This is a genomic window from Gillisia sp. Hel1_33_143, assembly GCF_900104765.1.
GTDB lineage: Bacteria > Bacteroidota > Bacteroidia > Flavobacteriales > Flavobacteriaceae > Gillisia.
Genome location: NZ_LT629737.1, coordinates 1,291,834 through 1,312,452, shown reverse-complemented (window position 1 = coordinate 1,312,452; position 20,619 = coordinate 1,291,834). Strand labels below are relative to the sequence as shown.

At 38.1% G+C, this 20,619-nt stretch carries 21 protein-coding genes; 18 read left to right on the top strand and 3 right to left on the bottom strand.

Annotated elements, in window-relative coordinates:
* Positions 1-188: 188 nt before the first annotated feature.
* Together BLT84_RS05940 and BLT84_RS05935 are read right to left on the bottom strand one after the other, a co-directional pair.
* Positions 189-818 (bottom strand): HmuY family protein, encoded by a 630-nt coding sequence (locus BLT84_RS05940; RefSeq protein ID WP_091263552.1) that lies wholly within the window; start codon positions 816-818, stop codon positions 189-191.
* A gap of 17 nt (positions 819-835) precedes the next feature.
* Entirely contained in the window at positions 836-2,917 is a 2,082-nt protein-coding gene (locus tag BLT84_RS05935) for a TonB-dependent receptor plug domain-containing protein (protein WP_091263551.1), read from the bottom strand.
* A gap of 111 nt (positions 2,918-3,028) precedes the next feature.
* Here BLT84_RS05935 and BLT84_RS05930 point away from each other — a divergent pair, with 111 nt between their 5' ends.
* The 11 genes from BLT84_RS05930 to BLT84_RS05875 all read left to right on the top strand — a co-directional run bounded on the left by BLT84_RS05930 (position 3,029) and on the right by BLT84_RS05875 (position 13,479).
* Positions 3,029-3,937: a DUF6607 family protein gene (locus BLT84_RS05930; RefSeq protein WP_091268066.1), complete on the top strand. Its 909-nt coding sequence runs from the start codon at positions 3,029-3,031 to the stop codon at positions 3,935-3,937.
* A 4-nt stretch (positions 3,938-3,941) separates the two neighbouring features.
* The gene (locus BLT84_RS05925; protein ID WP_091263549.1) at positions 3,942-5,441 is read left to right on the top strand and encodes an ankyrin repeat domain-containing protein; all 1,500 of its coding nucleotides are present in this window, start codon (positions 3,942-3,944) and stop codon (positions 5,439-5,441) included.
* 37 nt (positions 5,442-5,478) lie between these two features.
* Positions 5,479-5,964 (top strand): DUF2271 domain-containing protein, encoded by a 486-nt coding sequence (locus BLT84_RS05920; RefSeq protein WP_091263547.1) that lies wholly within the window; start codon positions 5,479-5,481, stop codon positions 5,962-5,964.
* 16 nt (positions 5,965-5,980) lie between these two features.
* The gene (locus tag BLT84_RS05915) at positions 5,981-8,200 is read left to right on the top strand and encodes a PepSY domain-containing protein (protein WP_091263545.1); all 2,220 of its coding nucleotides are present in this window, start codon (positions 5,981-5,983) and stop codon (positions 8,198-8,200) included.
* Between the two features lie 601 nt (positions 8,201-8,801).
* On the top strand, positions 8,802-9,005 hold the full coding sequence (locus tag BLT84_RS05905; RefSeq protein WP_091263541.1) for a hypothetical protein: 204 nt from the start codon (positions 8,802-8,804) through the stop codon (positions 9,003-9,005).
* A gap of 17 nt (positions 9,006-9,022) precedes the next feature.
* On the top strand, positions 9,023-9,367 hold the full coding sequence (locus BLT84_RS05900; RefSeq protein ID WP_091263539.1) for a single-stranded DNA-binding protein: 345 nt from the start codon (positions 9,023-9,025) through the stop codon (positions 9,365-9,367).
* 78 nt (positions 9,368-9,445) lie between these two features.
* The gene (locus tag BLT84_RS05895) at positions 9,446-9,826 is read left to right on the top strand and encodes a DUF6876 family protein (protein WP_091263537.1); all 381 of its coding nucleotides are present in this window, start codon (positions 9,446-9,448) and stop codon (positions 9,824-9,826) included.
* An 11-nt stretch (positions 9,827-9,837) separates the two neighbouring features.
* Complete coding sequence (locus tag BLT84_RS05890) at positions 9,838-10,035, top strand: hypothetical protein (protein ID WP_091263535.1); 198 nt, start codon at positions 9,838-9,840, stop codon at positions 10,033-10,035.
* Between the two features lie 429 nt (positions 10,036-10,464).
* Positions 10,465-10,845, top strand: a complete 381-nt coding sequence (locus BLT84_RS05885) for a BfmA/BtgA family mobilization protein (protein ID WP_091263533.1) — start codon at positions 10,465-10,467, stop codon at positions 10,843-10,845.
* Positions 10,846-10,856: 11 nt separating this feature from the next.
* Positions 10,857-11,888 (top strand): MobB family relaxase, encoded by a 1,032-nt coding sequence (mobB, locus tag BLT84_RS05880; RefSeq protein WP_091263532.1) that lies wholly within the window; start codon positions 10,857-10,859, stop codon positions 11,886-11,888.
* Positions 11,889-11,898: 10 nt separating this feature from the next.
* Positions 11,899-13,479: a type IV secretory system conjugative DNA transfer family protein gene (locus BLT84_RS05875; RefSeq protein ID WP_091263531.1), complete on the top strand. Its 1,581-nt coding sequence runs from the start codon at positions 11,899-11,901 to the stop codon at positions 13,477-13,479.
* A gap of 218 nt (positions 13,480-13,697) precedes the next feature.
* Here BLT84_RS05875 and BLT84_RS05870 read toward each other — a convergent pair whose 3' ends face one another.
* Complete coding sequence (locus BLT84_RS05870) at positions 13,698-14,486, bottom strand: SDR family oxidoreductase (protein ID WP_091263530.1); 789 nt, start codon at positions 14,484-14,486, stop codon at positions 13,698-13,700.
* Positions 14,487-14,692: 206 nt separating this feature from the next.
* On the opposite strand from BLT84_RS05870, the gene BLT84_RS05865 reads away from it, so the two are divergent.
* From BLT84_RS05865 to BLT84_RS05835, 7 genes are all read left to right on the top strand, one after another.
* Positions 14,693-15,223, top strand: coding sequence for a Crp/Fnr family transcriptional regulator (locus tag BLT84_RS05865; protein ID WP_091268063.1), 531 nt, complete (start codon positions 14,693-14,695; stop codon positions 15,221-15,223).
* Positions 15,224-15,302: 79 nt separating this feature from the next.
* Complete coding sequence (locus BLT84_RS05860) at positions 15,303-15,899, top strand: NAD(P)H-dependent oxidoreductase (protein ID WP_091263529.1); 597 nt, start codon at positions 15,303-15,305, stop codon at positions 15,897-15,899.
* 302 nt (positions 15,900-16,201) lie between these two features.
* Entirely contained in the window at positions 16,202-16,936 is a 735-nt protein-coding gene (locus BLT84_RS05855; RefSeq protein ID WP_091263528.1) for an SDR family oxidoreductase, read from the top strand.
* Positions 16,937-17,188: 252 nt separating this feature from the next.
* The gene (locus tag BLT84_RS05850) at positions 17,189-17,746 is read left to right on the top strand and encodes a TetR/AcrR family transcriptional regulator (protein ID WP_091263525.1); all 558 of its coding nucleotides are present in this window, start codon (positions 17,189-17,191) and stop codon (positions 17,744-17,746) included.
* Between the two features lie 47 nt (positions 17,747-17,793).
* The gene (locus BLT84_RS05845; protein ID WP_231929497.1) at positions 17,794-18,633 is read left to right on the top strand and encodes an alpha/beta fold hydrolase; all 840 of its coding nucleotides are present in this window, start codon (positions 17,794-17,796) and stop codon (positions 18,631-18,633) included.
* A 47-nt stretch (positions 18,634-18,680) separates the two neighbouring features.
* The gene (locus BLT84_RS05840; protein WP_091263521.1) at positions 18,681-19,598 is read left to right on the top strand and encodes a helix-turn-helix domain-containing protein; all 918 of its coding nucleotides are present in this window, start codon (positions 18,681-18,683) and stop codon (positions 19,596-19,598) included.
* Between the two features lie 125 nt (positions 19,599-19,723).
* Entirely contained in the window at positions 19,724-20,617 is an 894-nt protein-coding gene (locus tag BLT84_RS05835; RefSeq protein ID WP_091263519.1) for an NmrA family NAD(P)-binding protein, read from the top strand.
* Positions 20,618-20,619 lie beyond the last annotated feature (2 nt).

Sequence of the window (20,619 nt, the reverse complement as noted above, 5' to 3'; positions counted from 1 at the left end):
CCTACGTCAAAAGTATAAACAGTTTTCATAATCCGTTCAGCCCATTCCCCTGCATTTCGCGAAAAGCTACATTCCGAAAAAAGAGCTTCTCTGTCAGTAATCAAAATGAAGCCTTATATCAAAAAATAATAAAGCCCATCCATTATAGATGAGCTTTATTGGCAAACTAACTCAAACTTAATATTGTCCTATTCAAAAGAAGTCTCCCCCACATTCGGATTATACACATAATTAAAAGTGTAATATCGACCTGCATCGGTTTGTGGGTCTGGATTTGCAGGGGCATTTTCATAATAACTTAAGATTTCCACTTTTGCATAGTTTCCTGCTGTGGTTTTAAAGACCAAAATCTTTCCAGGAATAGGCGTAATGATATTTACCTGCGGATTATAATTATACCATCCGTTATCGCTACCTGTTGGGATGGCAAATGACGCATCTGCATCTTGGGCAAAGGTTAAACCTTCCGCAGTTGTTACGCTTGCAAACGTTCCCGTTACAATGGTTGCACCTGCATCGCCATTTCTGGCAGGCTCATCATCCGTTCCTGTAACCGTTCCACCATTTACGGCAATTGTTGTGCCTCTAAAGGCTATATCCCAATCGGTATCGCTTGTAGTTTGCATTCCGGTTTCAAAATCAAATTTTGTGAATTCCCCACCTACGGGTTGTCCTTGACCACCGGTTTGAGGTGCAAAGAGATTGCTGACCTGTTCAGCTTGTACAGGGTCTGAGACTGGCGTGTTATCATTATCGCTGCTGCACGAAGTAAATCCTATAAATAATACTGCTAGTGTTACTGTTTGTAATGTTTTCATTTTGATTGTAGTTAAAGTTAAAATTGATAATTGAGTTTAATGTAACCTTGAATTCCCGGCAACGTCGGGATATTGTTATCTGTATAGTCCAAGAGGTTATTTGCACCTACCTGTAAAGTGAAATCTTCATAAAATGTTTTGCTCGCTGCTATGTTGGTTGTTACATAGCCATCTATAAAACTGGTGTCGTAGGTGTCTATCAGCCCATTTCCGTTAGTGTCAAACTGGGCATATTTGCTACGGTAAAGAAGTCGCAGATTGATGTTCGCTTTCGCGGAAGCGATATCGTAAAAAACCTTGAAGTTGGCATTGTGCCGTGAGCGGTTCACGAGCCCGAAATAATCGGACTGCGTGACCGCCACGGTCTGATTTGTCGCCGGGTCGTGGGCAAATACCTGACCATCTTCTACATCTTGCTGTTTCTTTTTATCGTAGGCGTACAAAAGTTGATAGCCTGCACTCAAGTTTATGGCATCATTTATTTTATATCCTGTGTTGAGTTCAAATCCCGTGGTGTAGATTTCATCGAAATTGACATAACTGAACACATTTTGACCGTTCGTTTTTCGGGCAATAATGCGGGTATCGATTAGGTTTTTGATATCGTTTCTGAAGAAATTCAGCTCGCTGTTCCATTTCCCTGCTTTAAATGTAAAGCCCAAGTTATAGCCTACGGAACTTTCAGCTTCTAAAGGATTATTTAAGTCATCTTCCGAAACTACCACATCAAGGATTTGTCCTTGTTCTTGAAGCTCTTGTAATTTTTCCAAAGCCACATTATAGCCCAGAACGGTATAACCCACGGCCGAATTGGTAAAGTCAAAATATAACTGTCTAAAATCTGGTGCTTTAAAACCATAGCCTACCGAACCTTTTACAGCGAATGCATCGGTCAACTTGTAGCGCATCGCCAGTTTGGGACTAAATTGATTACTATATTCTGAATGATTGTCAAAGCGAGCACCAGCAATCACATTTAGTCGTTCTATAAGATTTATGTCATATTGTGCATAGACATACTGCGAATTGAAACTCACAGGTTCATCAAAAAAGGTTCTGTCCAATTTATCATATTGAAGACCCAATCCTGCTGTTAAGGTTCCCGCTTTCGCGAAAGCGTAACTGCTACGAATTTCTGGGCGCAACAGTTTTTGGTCAAAATCACTATCGCTCAAAACAGCATCAGAAATAGGGTCAGCTAATCTTTCATTAGCGGTATAGTTGGTATAATAAAATTCGTAAGAGGTAGTGAATTTTTCGTTCCATTTTTGGTCGAGCCTTGCGTGGGCGTTCCATTCCTGTTCCTTACTATCGCCTTCAAATTGCACATCGTTAAATGTAAATCCGGCATCCTGCACTTGGTCATAAAATCGTGTAGATGTGAATAAAGATAGCTTGTCATTAAAATCATAATAGACACGCCCGTTAAGTGTATAATTTTCAAATGGATTTACCGTCTGTCCTTCCACATCAGGGTTTAAATCATAACCTTCACTTGAAAAACGGTTGGCAAAAAAGCCATATCTTAACTTCTTGAAACGTTGCTTTAAATCCAGATTGATGTCCTGTTGCGTAAAACTGCCGATGCGGTAAGAAACATTTCCATTTAGTTCTTCAGACTTTGGCTTTTCCGTAATAATATTGATGACACCGCCCAAAGCTTCAGAACCGTAAAGACTGCTCGATGGGCCTTTTACTACTTCAATCTGTTTGATATTCCCAACCGTCAACCTGCTCAAATCAAAATTTCCTGCACTTCTGCCCACAAGTGGCACACCATCTATAAGTATCAAAATATAATCTGATGCAATACCTTGAATTTGTACACCTTCAAAACCACTTTCATCGGCGACGGTTATAATTCCGGTTTGCTCACTCAATATTTCATCCAAGCGAATAGTGCCCGATTGTAAAATTTTCTTTTTTGAGATTAAGGTTACTGGCAACGGCAAGGATGAAAGTTGTCTTTCTGTACGCGTAGCGGTAAGGATAACTTCCTCTAATTCATTCACTTTCGTACTATTAACGACTTCTTGAGAAACGACATTTAAAAAAGATAAAATTGTCAAAGTGTTTATAATTAGGCATTTATACTCCATTTTATTTAGAATCAATCTTGATAGGGTGCAAATATATAAATTATTGTTATTTAGATTTAATAAAAATAACTATTTTTGTCGATGAATTTAAAAATCAATAAATCAATAGCAATGAAAACATCTTTGTACACCTTATTGGCACTATTATTTTCAATAAGTGCCATTTCTCAAACCTCAAAAAAACAAGAAGACCAAGAAGCCATCAAGAAAATGTGTGGCTGTTATGAAGTCACTTTTAATTTTGCAGAAACTTTTAATTACAGCAACGATTCTCTTTACAAGCCTTCAAAAACAAAGGTGGATAAAGGGTTGGAATGGGCGCAATTAGTAACAGATGAGGATGATAAGATTTCTATTCAGCATCTCTTACAGGTAGGAAATCCAGCAGACCCTCAAATCGTAAAGCATTGGCGACAAGACTGGCTATTTGAAAATACCGACTTATACACCTATAATGCGGACAATGAGTGGACTTTCGAAAAATTACCTACATCCGAAGTTAAAGGACAATGGACACAGAAAGTATATCAGGTAGATGACAGTCCACGTTACGAAGGTTCTGCCTCTTGGGTGAACGTTGATGGAAAAAGCTATTGGGAAAATACGACACCTGCGCCTCTGGCAAGAAGGGAATATACAACCAGAAGCGACTACAACCTATTGATGCGCGGCAACCGTCAAGAAATCACAGATTATGGTTGGTTACACGACCAAGATAATACCAAAATTATCCGTGAGACAGGTAAGGAAGATGTGATACTTGCAAAGGAAAAAGGATATAACACCTATGTAAAAGTGGATGACAGCAAATGTGCAGCTGCTGCCCAATGGTGGAAAGATAATGATAACAAATGGGCTTTGGTGCGTGCTAAATGGGATGAAGTCTTTGGCCGCGATAAAGACCTTGTTCTTGAAGAAAAAGTGGACAATAAGCCGCTTTATAAGTTCTTATTTGAAGAAGAAGGCTATGAAAAAGAGGCTCAAATTGATGAAGTCATCGAGTCTTTTGTAAAAAAATAGTTAGATGAAAATTTTGAAAAATGTAACGCTGTTTGCTATGCTTTTTATGAGCATAGTGGCAGTTGCGCAACAAGACAATATATTTCTTGACCGTTCCTTCTGGAAGGGCAATCCAGACTTGAAAACTGTAAAGCAAAAAATCGCTGAGGGCAATGATGCTAAGGTACTCAATGAAAATGCTTTTGATGCCACCATTTATGCATTGCTGGAAAAGGCAGATGACGATGTGGTAAAATTTCTTTTATCGCTCGAAGGCAATCCTGTTGATAAGAAAACCCACGACAGCCGAATCTATTTACATTGGGCGGCGTATGCCGGTCAAACGGAAATGGTCAAGTATCTACTTGATAACAGGTCATCCGTTACCGAATTGGACAGCCACGGTTATACACCACTTGCTTTTGCTGCCAATGCTGGCCAAAAAGATAAAGACTTGTACGAGGCTTTTGAAAAGCACGGTATAAACCTTGTAAACGAGAAAAATGAAAGTGGTGCAAATCTGTTATTATTGGTTGCGCCTTCATTGTCTACAGAAAAAGAGTTATCTTTTTTTACAAGCAAAGGCTTTAAGCTTGAAGGTACAGATAACAACGGCAATGGTATTTTTAATTATGCCAGCAAAAAAGGGAATATTGATTTCCTGAAACTGCTTATCAAAAAAGGTGTGGATTACAAATCGTTAAACCAAGAAGGTGGAAATGCCTTTTTATTCGCAACACAAGGTGGTCGTGGCTATAGCAATCCATTGGCGGTTTATGAGTACTTGAAAAGTCTCGGTCTTAAACCTAACATCGTGACCAAAGACGGTTATACGCCATTACACCGACTGGCTTATAACAATACTGACCCAGCGATTTTTGAATTTTTTCTTACTGCCGGTGCAGATGTGAACCAAAAAGATTCCGAAGGCAACACACCTTTTCTCAATGCCGCTTCCCGTAATGAATTGGCGATGGTACATCTGCTTTCTAAAAACCTAAAAGACGTCAATACTGCAAATAATGACGGACAGGCGGCTTTAATGCTTGCGGTTCAGCATAACAGTTCTGAAGTGGTTGGATTCTTATTGGAAAAGGGAAGTGTTGTTTTCGCAAAAGATAGTAAAGGCAATACTATGGCTTATTATTTAGTAGCATCTTTTGATGGCAGAAAACCCGATGAATTTGATAGCAAATTAAAACTGCTTCAAGAAAAAGGGTTCAAAATGAACACGACTCAAGCCGAGGGAAATACACTTTTTCATCTTGCTGCTAAAGACAATAATATAGAATTGTTGAAAAGCCTTGCAGATTTTGATATTGACACCAATGCAAAAAATGATGAAGGACTGACCGTATTGCACATTGCTGCAATGAAAGCTGAAAACGATGAGATGATGAAATACCTAATCTCAAAAGGTGCAGATACTAAAATCAAAACTGATTTTGAAGAAACGGTCTATGATTTGGCAAGCGAAAACGAACTCTTAAAAAAACAAAACACCTCATTGAATTTTTTAAAATAAGATGAAAGCCCATAATGGGCATTAAAAATTTAGCTCGATGAAAACAACATTTAAAATTATTCCTGCGATGGTACTCGCAGGATTGTTACTAATGGCATTTACAACTACTGAAAACAAAGCGGTAAAATGCCTCATACAAATGACCAATTACACAGGCGAAGGTGCTTACGTAATTGTTTCATTAATGAATCCATCTGGCGAATACGAAGAAACACTTTATGTTCAGGGAAAGGATAGTGAATGGTATAGTGAAATCACTGAATGGTGGAAATTCTACGGGAAATACCGTCCCAATATCGATGCTATTTCGGGTGCGACCATAAGCGGTGGCGAACGTACCGTTTCTGTATTGCAGATTCCATCCGACAAAATAGATAAAGGATATAGCCTACGTTTTGAAACTTCGGTAGAAGACCAGAAATATTATAAGGACGATATTCAGTTTGAGTTGACCACCGAAAATCTCAAAGCCAAGAAGGAAGGAAAAGGATTTATTCGCTATGTAAGAATGCTACCGCAGTAAAAACACACCCCATTTTATGACCATTTCCATTTGGCGATACAGTCATTTTGTACTTGCCCTTGCCTCTTCTTTATTTTTATTCATAGCCTCAATAACAGGTGTGGTTTTAGCGATTGAGCCTATTTCGCATCAAGCGAAAGGTTTTGCTATGCAAGATTTAGATAAAGTATCATTAGCTACGACAATTGATGCTTTAAACTCAACTTATGAGGAGGTTTTCTCGCTGGAAGTAGAATCTTCTGACTTTGTGAAAGCTTCCGTTCTTACTACGGAAATGGAAACGCTCGATATCTATATCGATGCAAAAACAGGCGAACAATTAGGCGAGGTACAAGAGCGCCTTTTTTTTTATAGTTTCGCCACCAATCTGCATCGGTCATTATTTTTAAAGAGCATCGGAAGGTTTTTTGTCGGCCTGATTTCGCTATTGCTTTTTTTAATTGCTGTTACGGGACTATTATTACTTGCCAAAAGGCAAGGCGGTTTTAAACGCATATTTTCAAAAGTTCAAAAAGATTATTTTGAACTGCATTACCACGTCATTTTAAGCCGATGGTTCTTTATTCCCATCGTTATTGTTGCACTTACTGGCGTGTATCTTTCTGCCGAAAAGTTTGAATTGCTTCCAGATACCAAAATTGCACATCAGGAAATTGAGTTTTTAAAAACAACTCAAAAGTACACATCGATTAATGAAATTCCCTTCTTCAAGGAAACGTCGTTAAATAACGTGAGAAAAGTTGAATTTCCGTTTTCTGAAGACCCAGAAGATTATTATCAAATCGAATTACAGGATAGAGAAATTAGAGTCAACCAGCAAACGGGACAAATAATTAGTAGCGCAGATTATCCCTTTGTGCAATTGGCATCCCGTTTAAGTTGGGTGTTGCATACAGGCGAAGGAAGTGTGTTGTGGTCTATCGTCCTGCTGCTGGCAAGTGCGTCCATTTTATTCTTTATGTATTCGGGTTTTGCGATGACGTTGAAGCGCAGAAAAAAAGTGAAAGCTATTACCATAATGCCCGATAAAGACGAATGTGAATTCGTCATTTTGGTAGGTTCAGAAACGGGAACGACCTATGATTTTGCAAGGCGATTCTACAACGGGTTAACTGCCCAAGGAAAAAATGTGTTCTTGACCGAATTGAACAAGTATGACATTATCGCGCCTGCCCTGAGCGCAGTCGAAGGGAAAGCGGAACATATTTTCATCTTTACGGCCACCTATGGTGAGGGCGAACCACCGACGAACGCCAGAAAGTTTGAGGCTATCTTCCCTACTATCCGGCAACCGAATAAAATCAACTATGCCGTAGTAGGCTTTGGTTCCCTGGAATATACTGACTATTGCAAGTTTGCGATACAAGTAGATTCACTTTTACAAATACATCAAGACTTTCAACCCTTGATGCCGCTTTATAAAATCAACAATGCAGACTTTGCTGATTTTGAAAGATGGGTCGAACAATTGAGCGAACTATTACGTTTTTCACTTTCTGTTGAAAAACCGAAGCTCAAGAAACGGAACTATAAAAAAATTACATTTAAGGTAGTTGAGCGCACAGAATTAAATGTAGATGATACCTTCCTAATCAGACTGAAAGCGAAGAAAAAAACAAGTTTTACCTCAGGCGATTTATTGTCCGTTTTTCCAGACGGAACTGATATCCCTCGACAATATTCTATTGCCAGTATGGGCAATGAAATTCTTTTGAGTGTAAAGAAACACGAATTTGGTAAAGGCTCTTCGTATTTGCATAGCTTGAATAAGGGCGATACTATTCAGGCGGTTATAGACAGCAACCCTAATTTCCACTTTCCTAAAAAATCAGCTTCCGCAGTATTGATATCAAATGGAACTGGAATAGCCCCATTCTTGGGGATTATGGAACAGAATTGCGACACAAAAATCAACTTGTTTTGGGGCGGCAGGACAGTAGCTTCTTCAGCTATTTATGATGATATTCTTACAGGGATTATTTCGAAAAACCAAAATAACACAATCCATAAATCCCATTCAAGAGAAGGTAGTAAAGAGTATGTACAAAATCTGATATTACAACAAAAGGATATTGTTCTTCAAACAGTTCAAGAAGGTGGTGTGGTTATGATTTGTGGTTCACTTACTATGCAACACGACATTTTAGATGTGCTGGAAGGCTTACTCGCTGAACATTCTGGAATTAACTTCGACGAGCTTCAGCATAATGGACAGCTGAAGATGGATTGTTACTAAAGTACACCTTATCTTCCATAAGCCACTCAGCCCATTACCCTTCATTTCGCGAAAAGCTCATTACAGGAAAAGAGCTTCACTACAAAAAAATCTTGGACACAACTCCAAAGATTCCGATTTCCATTGCGTTAACCCTACCTGAAACACGGCAGGAACACTCCATTCCCAACCTCCATCTTTAAAGTTCAGTCCGCCTTACATCCTACACAAAGGGAAAATAGAGTTTCATAACCGTTCAGCACATTCCCCTGCATTTCGCGAAAAGCTACATTGCGGGAAAAGAGCTTCTCTAAATAGGTCTTGGACACCATCCCCAATTTCTACTTTCCATTTCGCTAACCCGATCCGCTGCGCTGGAGCGGAACGCTTCATTCCCAATCCGAAATCGTGAACGGAGTCCGCCAAATCGGAATTCCATTTAATCATTTAGTCCCGCTTCCTATGTTTTTATACTTCACAAAAGGCATTTAGACCTACTCCCGAGCCACCGCTGTCCCAACCGTTTTTTTGTAAGCAAAATACCAACATTTGGAAGTTAAACGGACTGCATAACCGGTCGTACCTCCCTTTTATAAGTCCTTATTAATTCCAAATATTGAAAATGTATCAGCAACAAAAAAAGGTAACAGCGGACGGCTCTATGGGAAGTAAATCTAAATCGAATATTATGAAATCTTACAAAACCATCAAAAAGGAAGCGGGACTAAAAAAACAAAAAAAGGAAAACGCTCTGGATATAATAAGTAAATCACTTCAAAAAAACATAAACGCAAACTATCCGAAGGGTTCGGGTAGCCTTAATTAATCTTTAATTCTTTTATTATGAGTACTTTAAAAAATCACGTACAGTTAATCGGAAACGTTGGCCAAGAGCCACAGGTCACGAACCTTGAAAGCGGTAAGAAAGTAGCCCGTTTTTCACTCGCCACGAACGAGAACTACAAAAACAACAAGGGCGAAAAAGTGCAAAATACAGATTGGCACACGGTCGTAGCCTGGGGCAAGATTGCCGAAATCGTTGAAAAATATGTAGGCAAAGGAAAGGAAATAGGAATCACAGGGAAATTGAGAACCCGTACCTATACCACCGATGACGGCAACCAACGCTATGTAACCGAAGTTGAAGCAAGGGAAATTCTTTTGCTCGGAACTAAAAACGGCAAATAGCCACTAAAATTAAAGAGGGCGTTCCCGTCGAAAGTTGCGCCCTCTTTTTAATAATTCACTACTAATAAATAGAAAATTATGAAAGTACAAGTTAACGAAATCAAAGAAGGATTACAACATTTTCACGGTTCGGAAACCATATTTCAAATCCCATTATTACGAACCCGATACACCAACGGACTAAAATATTTGGCGGAAGCTGCCGAATGTTTTTGGCTCATTACGGACACTTCCGTAATTGCAAAAAGTCTGATGAACCGAAGCGAATTTATAACCATCGATTTTAAAAGATTGTCCGAGGAAAGACAAGATTTTACAGGCTACGAAGCAGAAATTATTTATACCGATGGCAATGATAATGTATTAGAAAAACACGGCTATCGGGCAACCGATTTTCCACTCGATGAACTGCGTTTATTTTTTGTAAATGATACGCTGATGTTACCAAGCGAATATTAAATTTTGAAGCTATGGTATATCTAAATTTTACAGACTTGAGCGAAGAAGCTCAAAACCGAATCTTGGAAGATTCTAAAAAGGACGTAGAACGTAAATTTGGCGACAGTATCCGTAAATACGTAAGGGAAAATTATACCTGTTTTGAAACTATGATTGAGGAAGAAGCATTGCGAAATTTGTATTCCTACACCTTCATATTCAATATTTGATTTTCTGAACTTAATGATAAAGCACCTCTAAATTTTAGGGGTGTTTTTTTTGTTTGACACTTCCAAATCAAATAAAAAACGTATCTTTATTTCGCTGAAATTCAGCATTCAATTTTAAGTATTGTTATCCATTTTTCACTTTCGCCGATAACCGTACACATCGAAAAATAACATATCGGAAATCCATTTTTCCCAAAATGGCAATTGGCTTTTTAGCCAGATTGTACGAAATTTTTGTTCGCCTGTGGCGAACGAAAAGGAGTAGCAAGAGGGTAACACGCGATGCGATGTTAAGCACTCCTTTTCGTTTTCAAAATGCTGATGTTCAGCTACTTGAAAAATAGATAATTTCTTGACCTTCTGCAATTTGCGACAAATAGCCTTCAAACGCCCACTTTTAGGGACGGATTTGCGACAAATCGGCGAATTATGTACTCATTTACAGGGATTAGATTCAAAAAGGAAACTGCCAAGCGGTTTCAGGAATTTTCACGCAAACACTTCAAATCGCATACCGAGGCAATGTCCACGATGCTCGATTTTTTCTTCTACAACGAAATCTCGCCAAGGGAAAAACTGGGCCCGACAGGTCGAACCATCGAGGCTTCAATCAAGAAACGTATCAATGCGGTTATCGCCATAATGAGGGATATGGAAAAGACCCAGACCAAACCCACGGTCGCGATGATAGAATCCCTTTTTCAGACCGAAGAACCCAAAAAGAAACCGCTCATTTTGGAAAAGAAATTCGTCGAGGAAAAGAAGGAAGTACGCTTTCGCGAAAAGCAAAACCAAGACAACGAACTTTAATTTTTTGAGCTATGTATATCACGATAACACCTCAAAAATTAGGGGGTAATTATTCACAGAGCTCGGGCGATTTTGTAGGCTATTTGGAGAAAGAAAACCAAGGTCTGGAGCAGGAAGAAATGGAACATTTTTTCAACCAATATGGCGAAGGGATTTCAGCCGAAGAAGTCGTAAAGGATATCGATGGAAATGGTGCAAAATTGAAAAAGACCGAACCTAAATTTTATTCGATAACGGTCAGTCCATCAAAATATGAATTGGGCAGATTACAGAACAGTAGCGAAGATCTGAAAATGTACACCCGTGAACTGATGAAGGATTATGTAGAGTCCTTCAACCGTGAAATAAATGGGCGACCCATCAATATCGATGACATTAAATACTATGCGAAAATAGAGCATCAAAGAGCCTTCAAAGGAACAGATTTTCAGATTAAGGAAAACCAACCGTTTGCCACAAAGATACTTCAGTTAAAAACTGAAATCCGAAATATACAAGATGGACGAGCGGAAGGCAATTTCAATAAATTGAACAGGGAAATTTTAAAACTTGAAAGGGCAGCTCCGCATCAACAGGACGGAAAGCGCATCGTACAGGGAATGCCAAAAGCGGGAAACCAAAGCCATATCCATATCATCGTTAGCCGAAAAGATGCATCCAATACGTTCAGCCTTTCGCCAGGGAGCAAACACAAAGCTTCGGAAGTTGAGATGCACGGCAAGAACGTGAAACGTGGCTTTGACCGAGACAAGTTTTTTACAAATGCGGAAAAGACCTTTGATAAGACTTTTGGCTATAAGAGAAACTTTGCTGAAACCTATAAAGCACGAAAGGACTTCATCAAAAATCCGAAAATCTATTTTGCTTCCTTGATGAAACTACCAACCAACGACAAAGTATTGGCGTTCAAAATAATGGGTAAGTCTGGTATTCCAATTATGCCAACTATTCCCGTAACACAGGCACAATTGGCGATGAAAGTTTTCAATAGGCTACGTCGAGGTGTCGAGGTGGCCATCAAATCAAGTTCCATCGGAATCTAAAAAACAAAGTATGCAGCTGGACCATTTTTTATCGGTACTTCTTGTCATTGGCTTTGCCAGCATACTCTTTTATGGAATGTATCGAGTATCGCGATTTGCCTTTATTATCAACCTCTTATTACTTGGTCTTTCCATACTTTATCTATCTAAAGAAAACGAGCTGATCCAAATATTGCTTTATTTGGTTTGCCCTCTTATGCTAATCAATATAGGGCTGTACGTTTTTCTACATAAAACCGAAAAGCCCAAAACGACCAATGCAAAGTATCAGGTCAATTTTTCTACCACTAAAGGAAACTTCAAATTGGACAACATCAAACGAGGTGCATCCGTCATCGGTTCTGCGGGAAGTGGAAAGACCGAAAGCGTTGTTTATGGATTTCTAAAGCATTTTCAGGAGCAGGGGTTTTGTGGAATAATCCACGATTATAAGGATTTTGAGCTGACCGAAATGGCATATCCGCTTTTCAAAGATGGAGATATCCCTTTTAAGGTCATTTCCTTTGATAAAATCATCCATAGGGTAAATCCTATTGCGCCAAGGTATTTAGAGAATGAGGAGAGCGTCAATGAGGTTTCAAGGGTATTGATTGAAAATCTTTTGGAGCAAAGAGAATCTGGTTCAACAGGAACGACCAAATTTTTTAATGATGCTGCGGAAGGATTGATTGGTGGATTGATTTGGAAATTGAAAACGAGCTATCCTAAATTTTGTACCCTTCCTCATTTGATTGCCATATACCAATATTTGGACACGGACAGCCTTATCCAATTTTTGGAAAGTAACATCACATCAAGGGCGATGGCAGATGCTTTTATTAGTGGTAAGGATTCCGAAAGACAAACCGCAGGAGTCAAAAGCACTTTGGCCAACGCATTAAAACGCATCAGCACCCAAAGAATATTTATGGCATTGTCTGCGGATGAAGTGCCATTAAATATTAATAGTACCGAAAATCCCTGCGTGATTTCTATTGTGAACAATCCCAAATTTGAAACTTCGTATTCGCCTGTGATTGCCACCATCATCCACACCATTACAAAACAAATGAGTGTACGTGATGCAAATCCTTCCTTTCTTATGATGGAAGAAGCACCAACAATCCGGCTATTGAATATGCACCGAATTCCTGCAACGTTACGGAGCTATGATATTTCAACTATCTACGTAATGCAGGACAAGATTCAGAACGATATGATGTACGGCGATAAGGCGAGCAAGGCAATCTTGAGCAATCTTTCCTATCAATTTTTTGGCAAGGTCAACGACCCGGACACCGCCAAATACTATGAACGCTTTTTTGAAATAGTTAAAGACCCGACCAAAAGTATAAGCAGAGGTCATAATCTTGATTTTGACACTAGAGTAACGACCGGAGAAAAAGAGATTCCCAAGATAAGAGCTGATGTATTTTTCAGATTGAAACAAGGGGAGTTTATAACTTACGCTGATGGCAAGGATAAGAAGGTGCAGTTTGAGTTGCAGAAGATTGAACGTAGATTACCTGAACAAACAACTTTTTACTCTGACTTGGATTTAGCAGCTAATTTTGAGCGAGTTTATGCGGAGGCTAGGTCGGTTTTCAAATAACGATGTCAATATTCTTAACAATGAGTGAGTAAAACATAAGTACATTCACGAGCAAAATTCACTTTTAGGTGTTTACATAAACTATGTATCTGAATATATATGATTTAACTACTATATTTATCAATACGGATACTTTCTACAGTCCAATCAGCCGCAACTTTTATGCAAAAAATAAACTTTACTCTTTTTGAAATTTCAAAGGATGGATGTGGGCAATTCTACAAAGAGCCCAACATACCGCCGTCAACGGGCAGATTGATACCATTTATATAACCTGCAACCGGCGAGGCCAAAAAGGCGATAACTGCTCCGAATTCTTTTGGTTCACCAAATCGTCCAACCGGAATATTAGTTGCAACCGTTTTATCTATAGTTGCACGCGATACGTTATTCTGGATGGATTTTTCATTCAAAACAGATTCCAGTCGAGCAGTTTTGGTCAAGCCCGGCAACACATTATTTACGGTAATCCCAAAAGGACCTAACTCACCGGCCAAGGTTTTCCCCCAATTTGCAACCGCAGCACGAATGGTATTCGAAACGCCCAAACCCGTAACAGGTTCTTTTACCGCCGTACCTACAATGTTGATAATTCTACCAAAACCGGCCGATTTCATCGAAGGGGCAACCGCCTGGACCAATACTTGGTTGCACAATAAATGATTGGAAAAAGCCTGATTAAATTCCTCTAAATTGGCGTCTAATATGGCGCCTGCAGATGGTCCTCCTGTATTGTTCACTAAAATATGCACGGTTGGATTTTCAAGCAAAAAAGTATCCAATTTAATTTTCAGGACATCAACTTGAGAAAAATCAGCAACGATATAATTGTGTTTTTGATTTTTGGAGACGTCTAATTCTTTGAGTACGGATTTCAACTTGTCCTCGTTTCGGGCAATCAATACAATATTTGCGCCCAGTAGAGCCATTTCTAGTGCAGAAGCTTTTCCAAGTCCTGAAGTGCTACCGCATACAAAAGCGGTTTTCTGTGTTAAGTCGAGATTCATTTGATAGTTTTTTAATTACGACCCAAAATTATAGATGTCCTTGTTGCCAGACGATAACAATTGTTATTATATAGACGGACACTTTTCATTTGTATGAATCCGATTTTGAAATTATACAATTGATGTTTTCCCGCTTTCGCGAAAGAGGACAACCCATCTATATTGATTACATTTATATCGTAGAACCCCAATTTAAAATTGAACTAATGGAATTTAAAAATACCGAATGGGAAGAATTTCAAGGTTTATTTAAAAGAGAGGAACTACCTGCCAAAACCATACTTTTAGATGAAGGTAAAATTTCAAACAGCATATTTTATATTGAACAAGGCTGTGTGAGAGCTTGGTTTAATAATGACGGAAAAGATATTACGTTCCAATTCTTTACCGAAACACAAATGGTTTCATCCATAGAAAGTTTCAAAACGAATCGACCAAGCCAATTTACCATTGAAACCATCGAACCTTCCATAGTTCACTCGATGACCAAAATCGATTTTCAACACGTTCTTGAGCAATCTCCTGTTATCAAGGAACAAATGGAAGACCTTATATTTGAGCGACTCATCTCCTATCAAAAACTTTTTCTTTCAAGAATCAAGGACAATCCCGAAACAAGATACATTGAACTTTTAAAAAATAATCCTGAAATCCTATTACGGATTCCCCAACATTATATCGCTTCCTATTTGGGAATTACGTCCGTATCCTTAAGCCGAATCAGAAATAGAAGATGAGCCTCTTTTCTTAACAATTGTTATCGTTGACCAACATCTCAAGCCGCACTTTTGTACTATAATTTTAAAATAGTACACAATGAACGTAGCCATTATTTTTAACCATCCCTATGAAGGAAGTTTTTGTAATGCGATTTTAGGGTCCGTAACAACCGGACTTAAAAAAGCCAATCACGAGATAGATTTGATTCATCTTGACAAAGAGCAATTCAATCCCGTTATGACAGCCAACGACCTTAAAGGGTTTAGGGACAAGAAGGCCATCGACCCAAAAGTATTGGAATACAAAGGCCGAATCGAACGCGCAGACCATCTTATTTTTATTTTCCCCATTTGGTGGGAATTGATGCCGGCGATGACAAAAGGATTTGTGGATAAGGTCATCTTCCCAGGTATCGCTTACGATTATACAAATGCCGGTAACACGCGTATGAAACCACTTTGGACCAAATTAAAAGGCGTAACAATGATAACCACGATGAACACACCAAAATTTTTATATTGGGGTATTTTTGGATATGCCATAAAAAAAGCGATGATGCTTGGAACCTTCTGGAAAATTGGATATAAAAACCGTAAATGGATAACCTTCAACAAAGTTAAGCAGGTTTCAAAAGAGAAACGGGAAAAATGGCTTGCCAAAATTGAAGACAAGTTTGAAATGCTAGATTATTAAAATTAGGATGTATTTGAACCTTGCTTACAATATTCACTTCAGTTCATTTTGTATGGTTGAGTACTAGCGCAGTCATTGTGAATAGAGCTCACAAAAATTGAATAAAAAAATATCTAGTCCTTAATAAGCGATACAGATTGTAAAGGGCCAGTTTTAAAGAATAATAGTAGCCGCCGAACTTTAAGTTGTTTCTCGACCTTGATTTATAAGAATGTAGGATAGGGTTACAAGATGCCACGATTAAGATACATCAGCTGGTTTTTTTCCTGCGAAATTTGCACTGTAATTAAAAAACCAACAAAATGAAAACTTTATTTATTACAGGTGCTAACAAAGGAATTGGCTTTGAAACAGCGAGACAGTCGCTACAAAAAGGATTTTACGTATATCTGGGCAGCAGAAATTTACAGAACGGTAAAGAAGCAGCTGAAAAACTGCAAGCGGAAGGATATATCAATGTTGAAGCGATTCAAATAGATGTGACGGATCAGGTTTCAGTTAATGAAGCTCGTACTGAAATTGCACAAAAAACAGAAATTTTGGATGTATTGATTAACAATGCGGGTATCAGCGGGAAATATCCGCAACCTACATTAAATACAGATATTGAAGTTTTTAAGGAAGTCTTTGATACCAATGTTTACGGTGTGGTTCGGGTAACGGTGGCCTTTATCGACTTGTTGAGAAAATCATCCGAGCCTCGAATCGTAAACGTATCTTCAGGACAAGGGTCTTTGGGATTGGCCAGCGACCCAATGGCACCTTATTATCATTACAAGGGAGCAGTTTATCCCGCCTCTAAATCGGCGCTTAATATGTACACTATCAATCTTGCATACGAATTGAAGGATACCAATATTAAGGTCAACTTGGTATGTCCAGGCTTTACCAAAACCGATTTTACTGGTCACGAAGGAACAGGAACCGTGAAAGAGGCGTCTGAGCGAATATTAAAATATGCCTTGATAGGAAACGATGGTCCAACTGGACAATTTTTCTGTGAAGAAATATTGCCGTTTACAACCTGTCCTTGGTAAGGGAATTGATGGTTAAAAGAGAAATTTCTACTTTCAAAATGAGCTTAATCCTTTTCAGCTTGCTCTATGATTAGTACTTATATTTATTTGATGTGGGTAATATAAAAAGAACAATAAAGTAAGCGTAAAAGGCTTTTGACTAATCTTACCTCTCAATTACACTACCTCTTTCAATTTTATAGTAGATCAGATTACCGAGCAAATCACAATTTAAATGTCACATTGTAGTAACATATTTCATATATTTGTGATATGGTAGATACGAAAACTAAAATTATAGCGGCTGCTGTAAAATGCTTTCAGAGTAACGAATCGAATTCTTTGGAGAACATTGCCGAAGAAGCCGGTGTTACTCGAAGAACGTTGCATCGCTATTTTGAAAATCGCCAAAACTTAATGGAATGCTGTAAAAACGAGATGCTCGAAAGGTGTAACAAGGCGATGAACGAAGCATATAAAAGTGATGCTGACCAAATTAAGAAAGTTAGGAATATGCTGTTTGCCGCAATTGAACAAGGTGCAAACTATTCATTCATCAAAAGAGTCTACGAGAACAGTAGTTTTTCAGATTTAGATAGTAAGAATGAATTCGAATCTGATAACGTCAAAACGAAATGGTTAAAAATAATCAAGGAGCTTCAAAAGGAGAAACGTATCAACGAGGAACTAACTATTTCTTGGATTTTTAATTTGTTCGGAGCAATCATCGAAACTACTATTTATGCAGTTGAATCGGGAGATGTTGCCAAGAATGATAGTAAGAAGTTTGCTTGGATTTCCTTCAAAGGAGCTATCGGATTAAAAGAGTAAAACATAATATTATGAATCCATATTCAACAGAAAATCTTATCAAAAAAATGCCTGGTTTCTCCAGTTATTTTCTAAAAGTTAATGGAACAAGTATTCACTATGTGCAAGGAGGAAGTGGAGAGCCATTGGTATTATTGCCAGGATGGCCTCAGACTTGGTGGTCTTACCACCATATTATGCCCTCTCTTGCTGAAACGTATACTGTGATTGCCATTGACCTGCGTGGAATGGGTGATAGTGACAAACCAAAAGAAGGATACACCAAAAAGAATATGGCTGGTGATATCAAAGAATTGGTGGTAGCTTTAGGATATGATAGATCACATATTGTCGGACATGATATTGGTGCCAATGTAGCTTATTCTTTTGCGGTAAATCATCCTGATAGAATCAATAAGTTGATTCTTTTGGATACCCCACCTCCCGATGAAAATATGTATAAACTTCCTATGTTACCTGTAGGATTACCGGTATATCCTTGGTGGGTAGCTTTTAATCAATTAAATAACTTGCCTAGCCAATTGCTGGAGGGACGTTTCGAATTGTTATTAAATCATCTTTTAGACCAGCTACTTATTAATAAAGATGCCATTACTGATTTTGACCGCTCAGTGTACAATCATCATTATAATAACAGAGAAAACATAAGTGCATCCAATGCATGGTATCAAACCTTCGGAGAAGATATTGCAGAACAGAAAACCTATCCTAAAATCAAAAATCCGACTAAGGGAATTGCATCATCTACTACCCTTGGAATTTTAGAAAATTTTTTATCTCAGAATGTTATTAATTATGAAATTATGGAAATAGAGGGGTGCGGGCATTTTCTTCCTGAAGAGAAGCCTGAGCAAATTGCGAAAGCCATCTCAGACTTCTTGAAATAAACTCAATAAATATAATTGAAAGAAGAACGATTAAAATACTAAACGATATGGATGATTTATTCTCTTTTGAAACAATTGCTGAGTTCCATAACTTTTGCAAATTACCTAGGCCTGTGCATCCCTTAATTAGTGTGGTTGATTATAAACACTTTTCGGCGCAACTTGTAGGAGATGAAGATTCGGTATGGCAACATTCATATTACACCATTTGTTTAAAAAAATATAGTGGCGGCAATTATAAATATGGGAAAAATGATTTTCATTTTGATACCGGCAGATTAAGTTTTTTTTCGCCGAATCAATGCCTGAAAATGGAAGGAAACCGTCAGGATTTAGGAACAGCGACTGGATCGTTATTGCTAATTCATCCTGATTTTTTCTGCAATACTCCGCTAGCCGAAAAGATTACAACGTATGATTATTTTAAGTATGCCATCAACGAAGCGCTTTTTCTATCTGAACAAGAAGAAACCGTAATTATCGATATTTTAAAAAGCATATCAGGTGAATATGAATCAAATATTGATAAGTTCAGCCAAGGTTTAATTGTCTCTAAAATTGAAAATCTACTTATATATGCCGAAAGATTCTACGAGCGACAATTCTATACGCAAAGCAAAACTAATAATGAACTCTTGGACCGCTTTGAAGTATTGCTTTCCCAATACTTTGAAGATGATAAACTAGAAGAAAAGGGACTTCCCAAAGTAAGTGAGATAGCAGAACAATTGCATATATCTTCTAATTATCTAGGAAGTGTTCTCCGTTTGTTTACACATCAAAGTACGCAACAGCACATTCAGAATAAAATCATAGAACTCGCTAAAATCAAATTATCGACCACGCATCTCACTATTTCTGAAATCGCTTATGAGCTGGGCTTTGAACACTCGCAATCCTTCAACAGACTTTTTAAACGCAAGACCGAGCAGACACCTTTGGAATTTAGAGCAAGTTTTAATTGATGTAAATACTAACAACTAGGGTTCATAAAATTAATTCTAGATTAGGCTACATCAAACGTAGATTTGGTTCAATCGTTCTCTACATCTACGCCTAGCTTTGCAGGTATAATTTAAAATAGCTAAAAATGAAAATCGTAGTAACAGGTTCTTTGGGACACATAGGTAAACCATTAGCAAAAATGCTAGCCGCAAAACATAATAACGTTGTCGTAATAAGTAGGAGTTCAAAAAAAATCAAGGATCTTGAAAAGATAGGGGCTACAGCTGCGATCGGTAGTATGGAGGATGTTCAATTTCTAAGTGAAACATTCAGTGGTGCAGATGTTGTGTATTTAATGATACCGCCCAACTTCAAAGAGTTTAATAGTTTGGCGTATTATAAAAGAATCGCGGGAAACTATAGAGACGCTATTCAGCATTCCGGTGTTGAGCATATTGTGTTTTTAAGTAGTTGGGGCGCCCACCTTGACAAAAGAACTGGAACTATTCTAGGCTCACATCACGCGGAAAAAATCTTAAATCAATTAGGGGCTGTACACAAAACCTACATACGTCCGGTGTCTATTTATTATAATTTGCTCAATTACATTGAAATGATCAAAAGTGCCGGAATCATCGGTTCAAATTTTAAAAGTGAAGATAAAATAGCTTGGGTACATCCAGAAGATATAGCAAAGGCGGTATACGAAGAATTAATTGTTAAGGCTGATGAAATTCTAAAAATTAGATATGTAGTTAGCGACGAAAAAACCGCTGCAGATACCGCTAAGATTTTAGGGAAAGCTATTGATCTACCAAATCTTGAGTGGATCCCATTTTCGGAAACAGAAGTTAAAAAGGGTATGATGGAAAATGGACTTCCAGAACAATTTGCAGAAGATTTGGTAGCTATTAATGCCTCCATAAGTTCAGGAAGAATGGGCGAAGATTATGAGAAAAACAAACCCGAATTTGGGAATTTAAAATTAGAAGATTACTCAACGGAATTTGCGAAAGCTTATCACAATAAAAAAATATAACT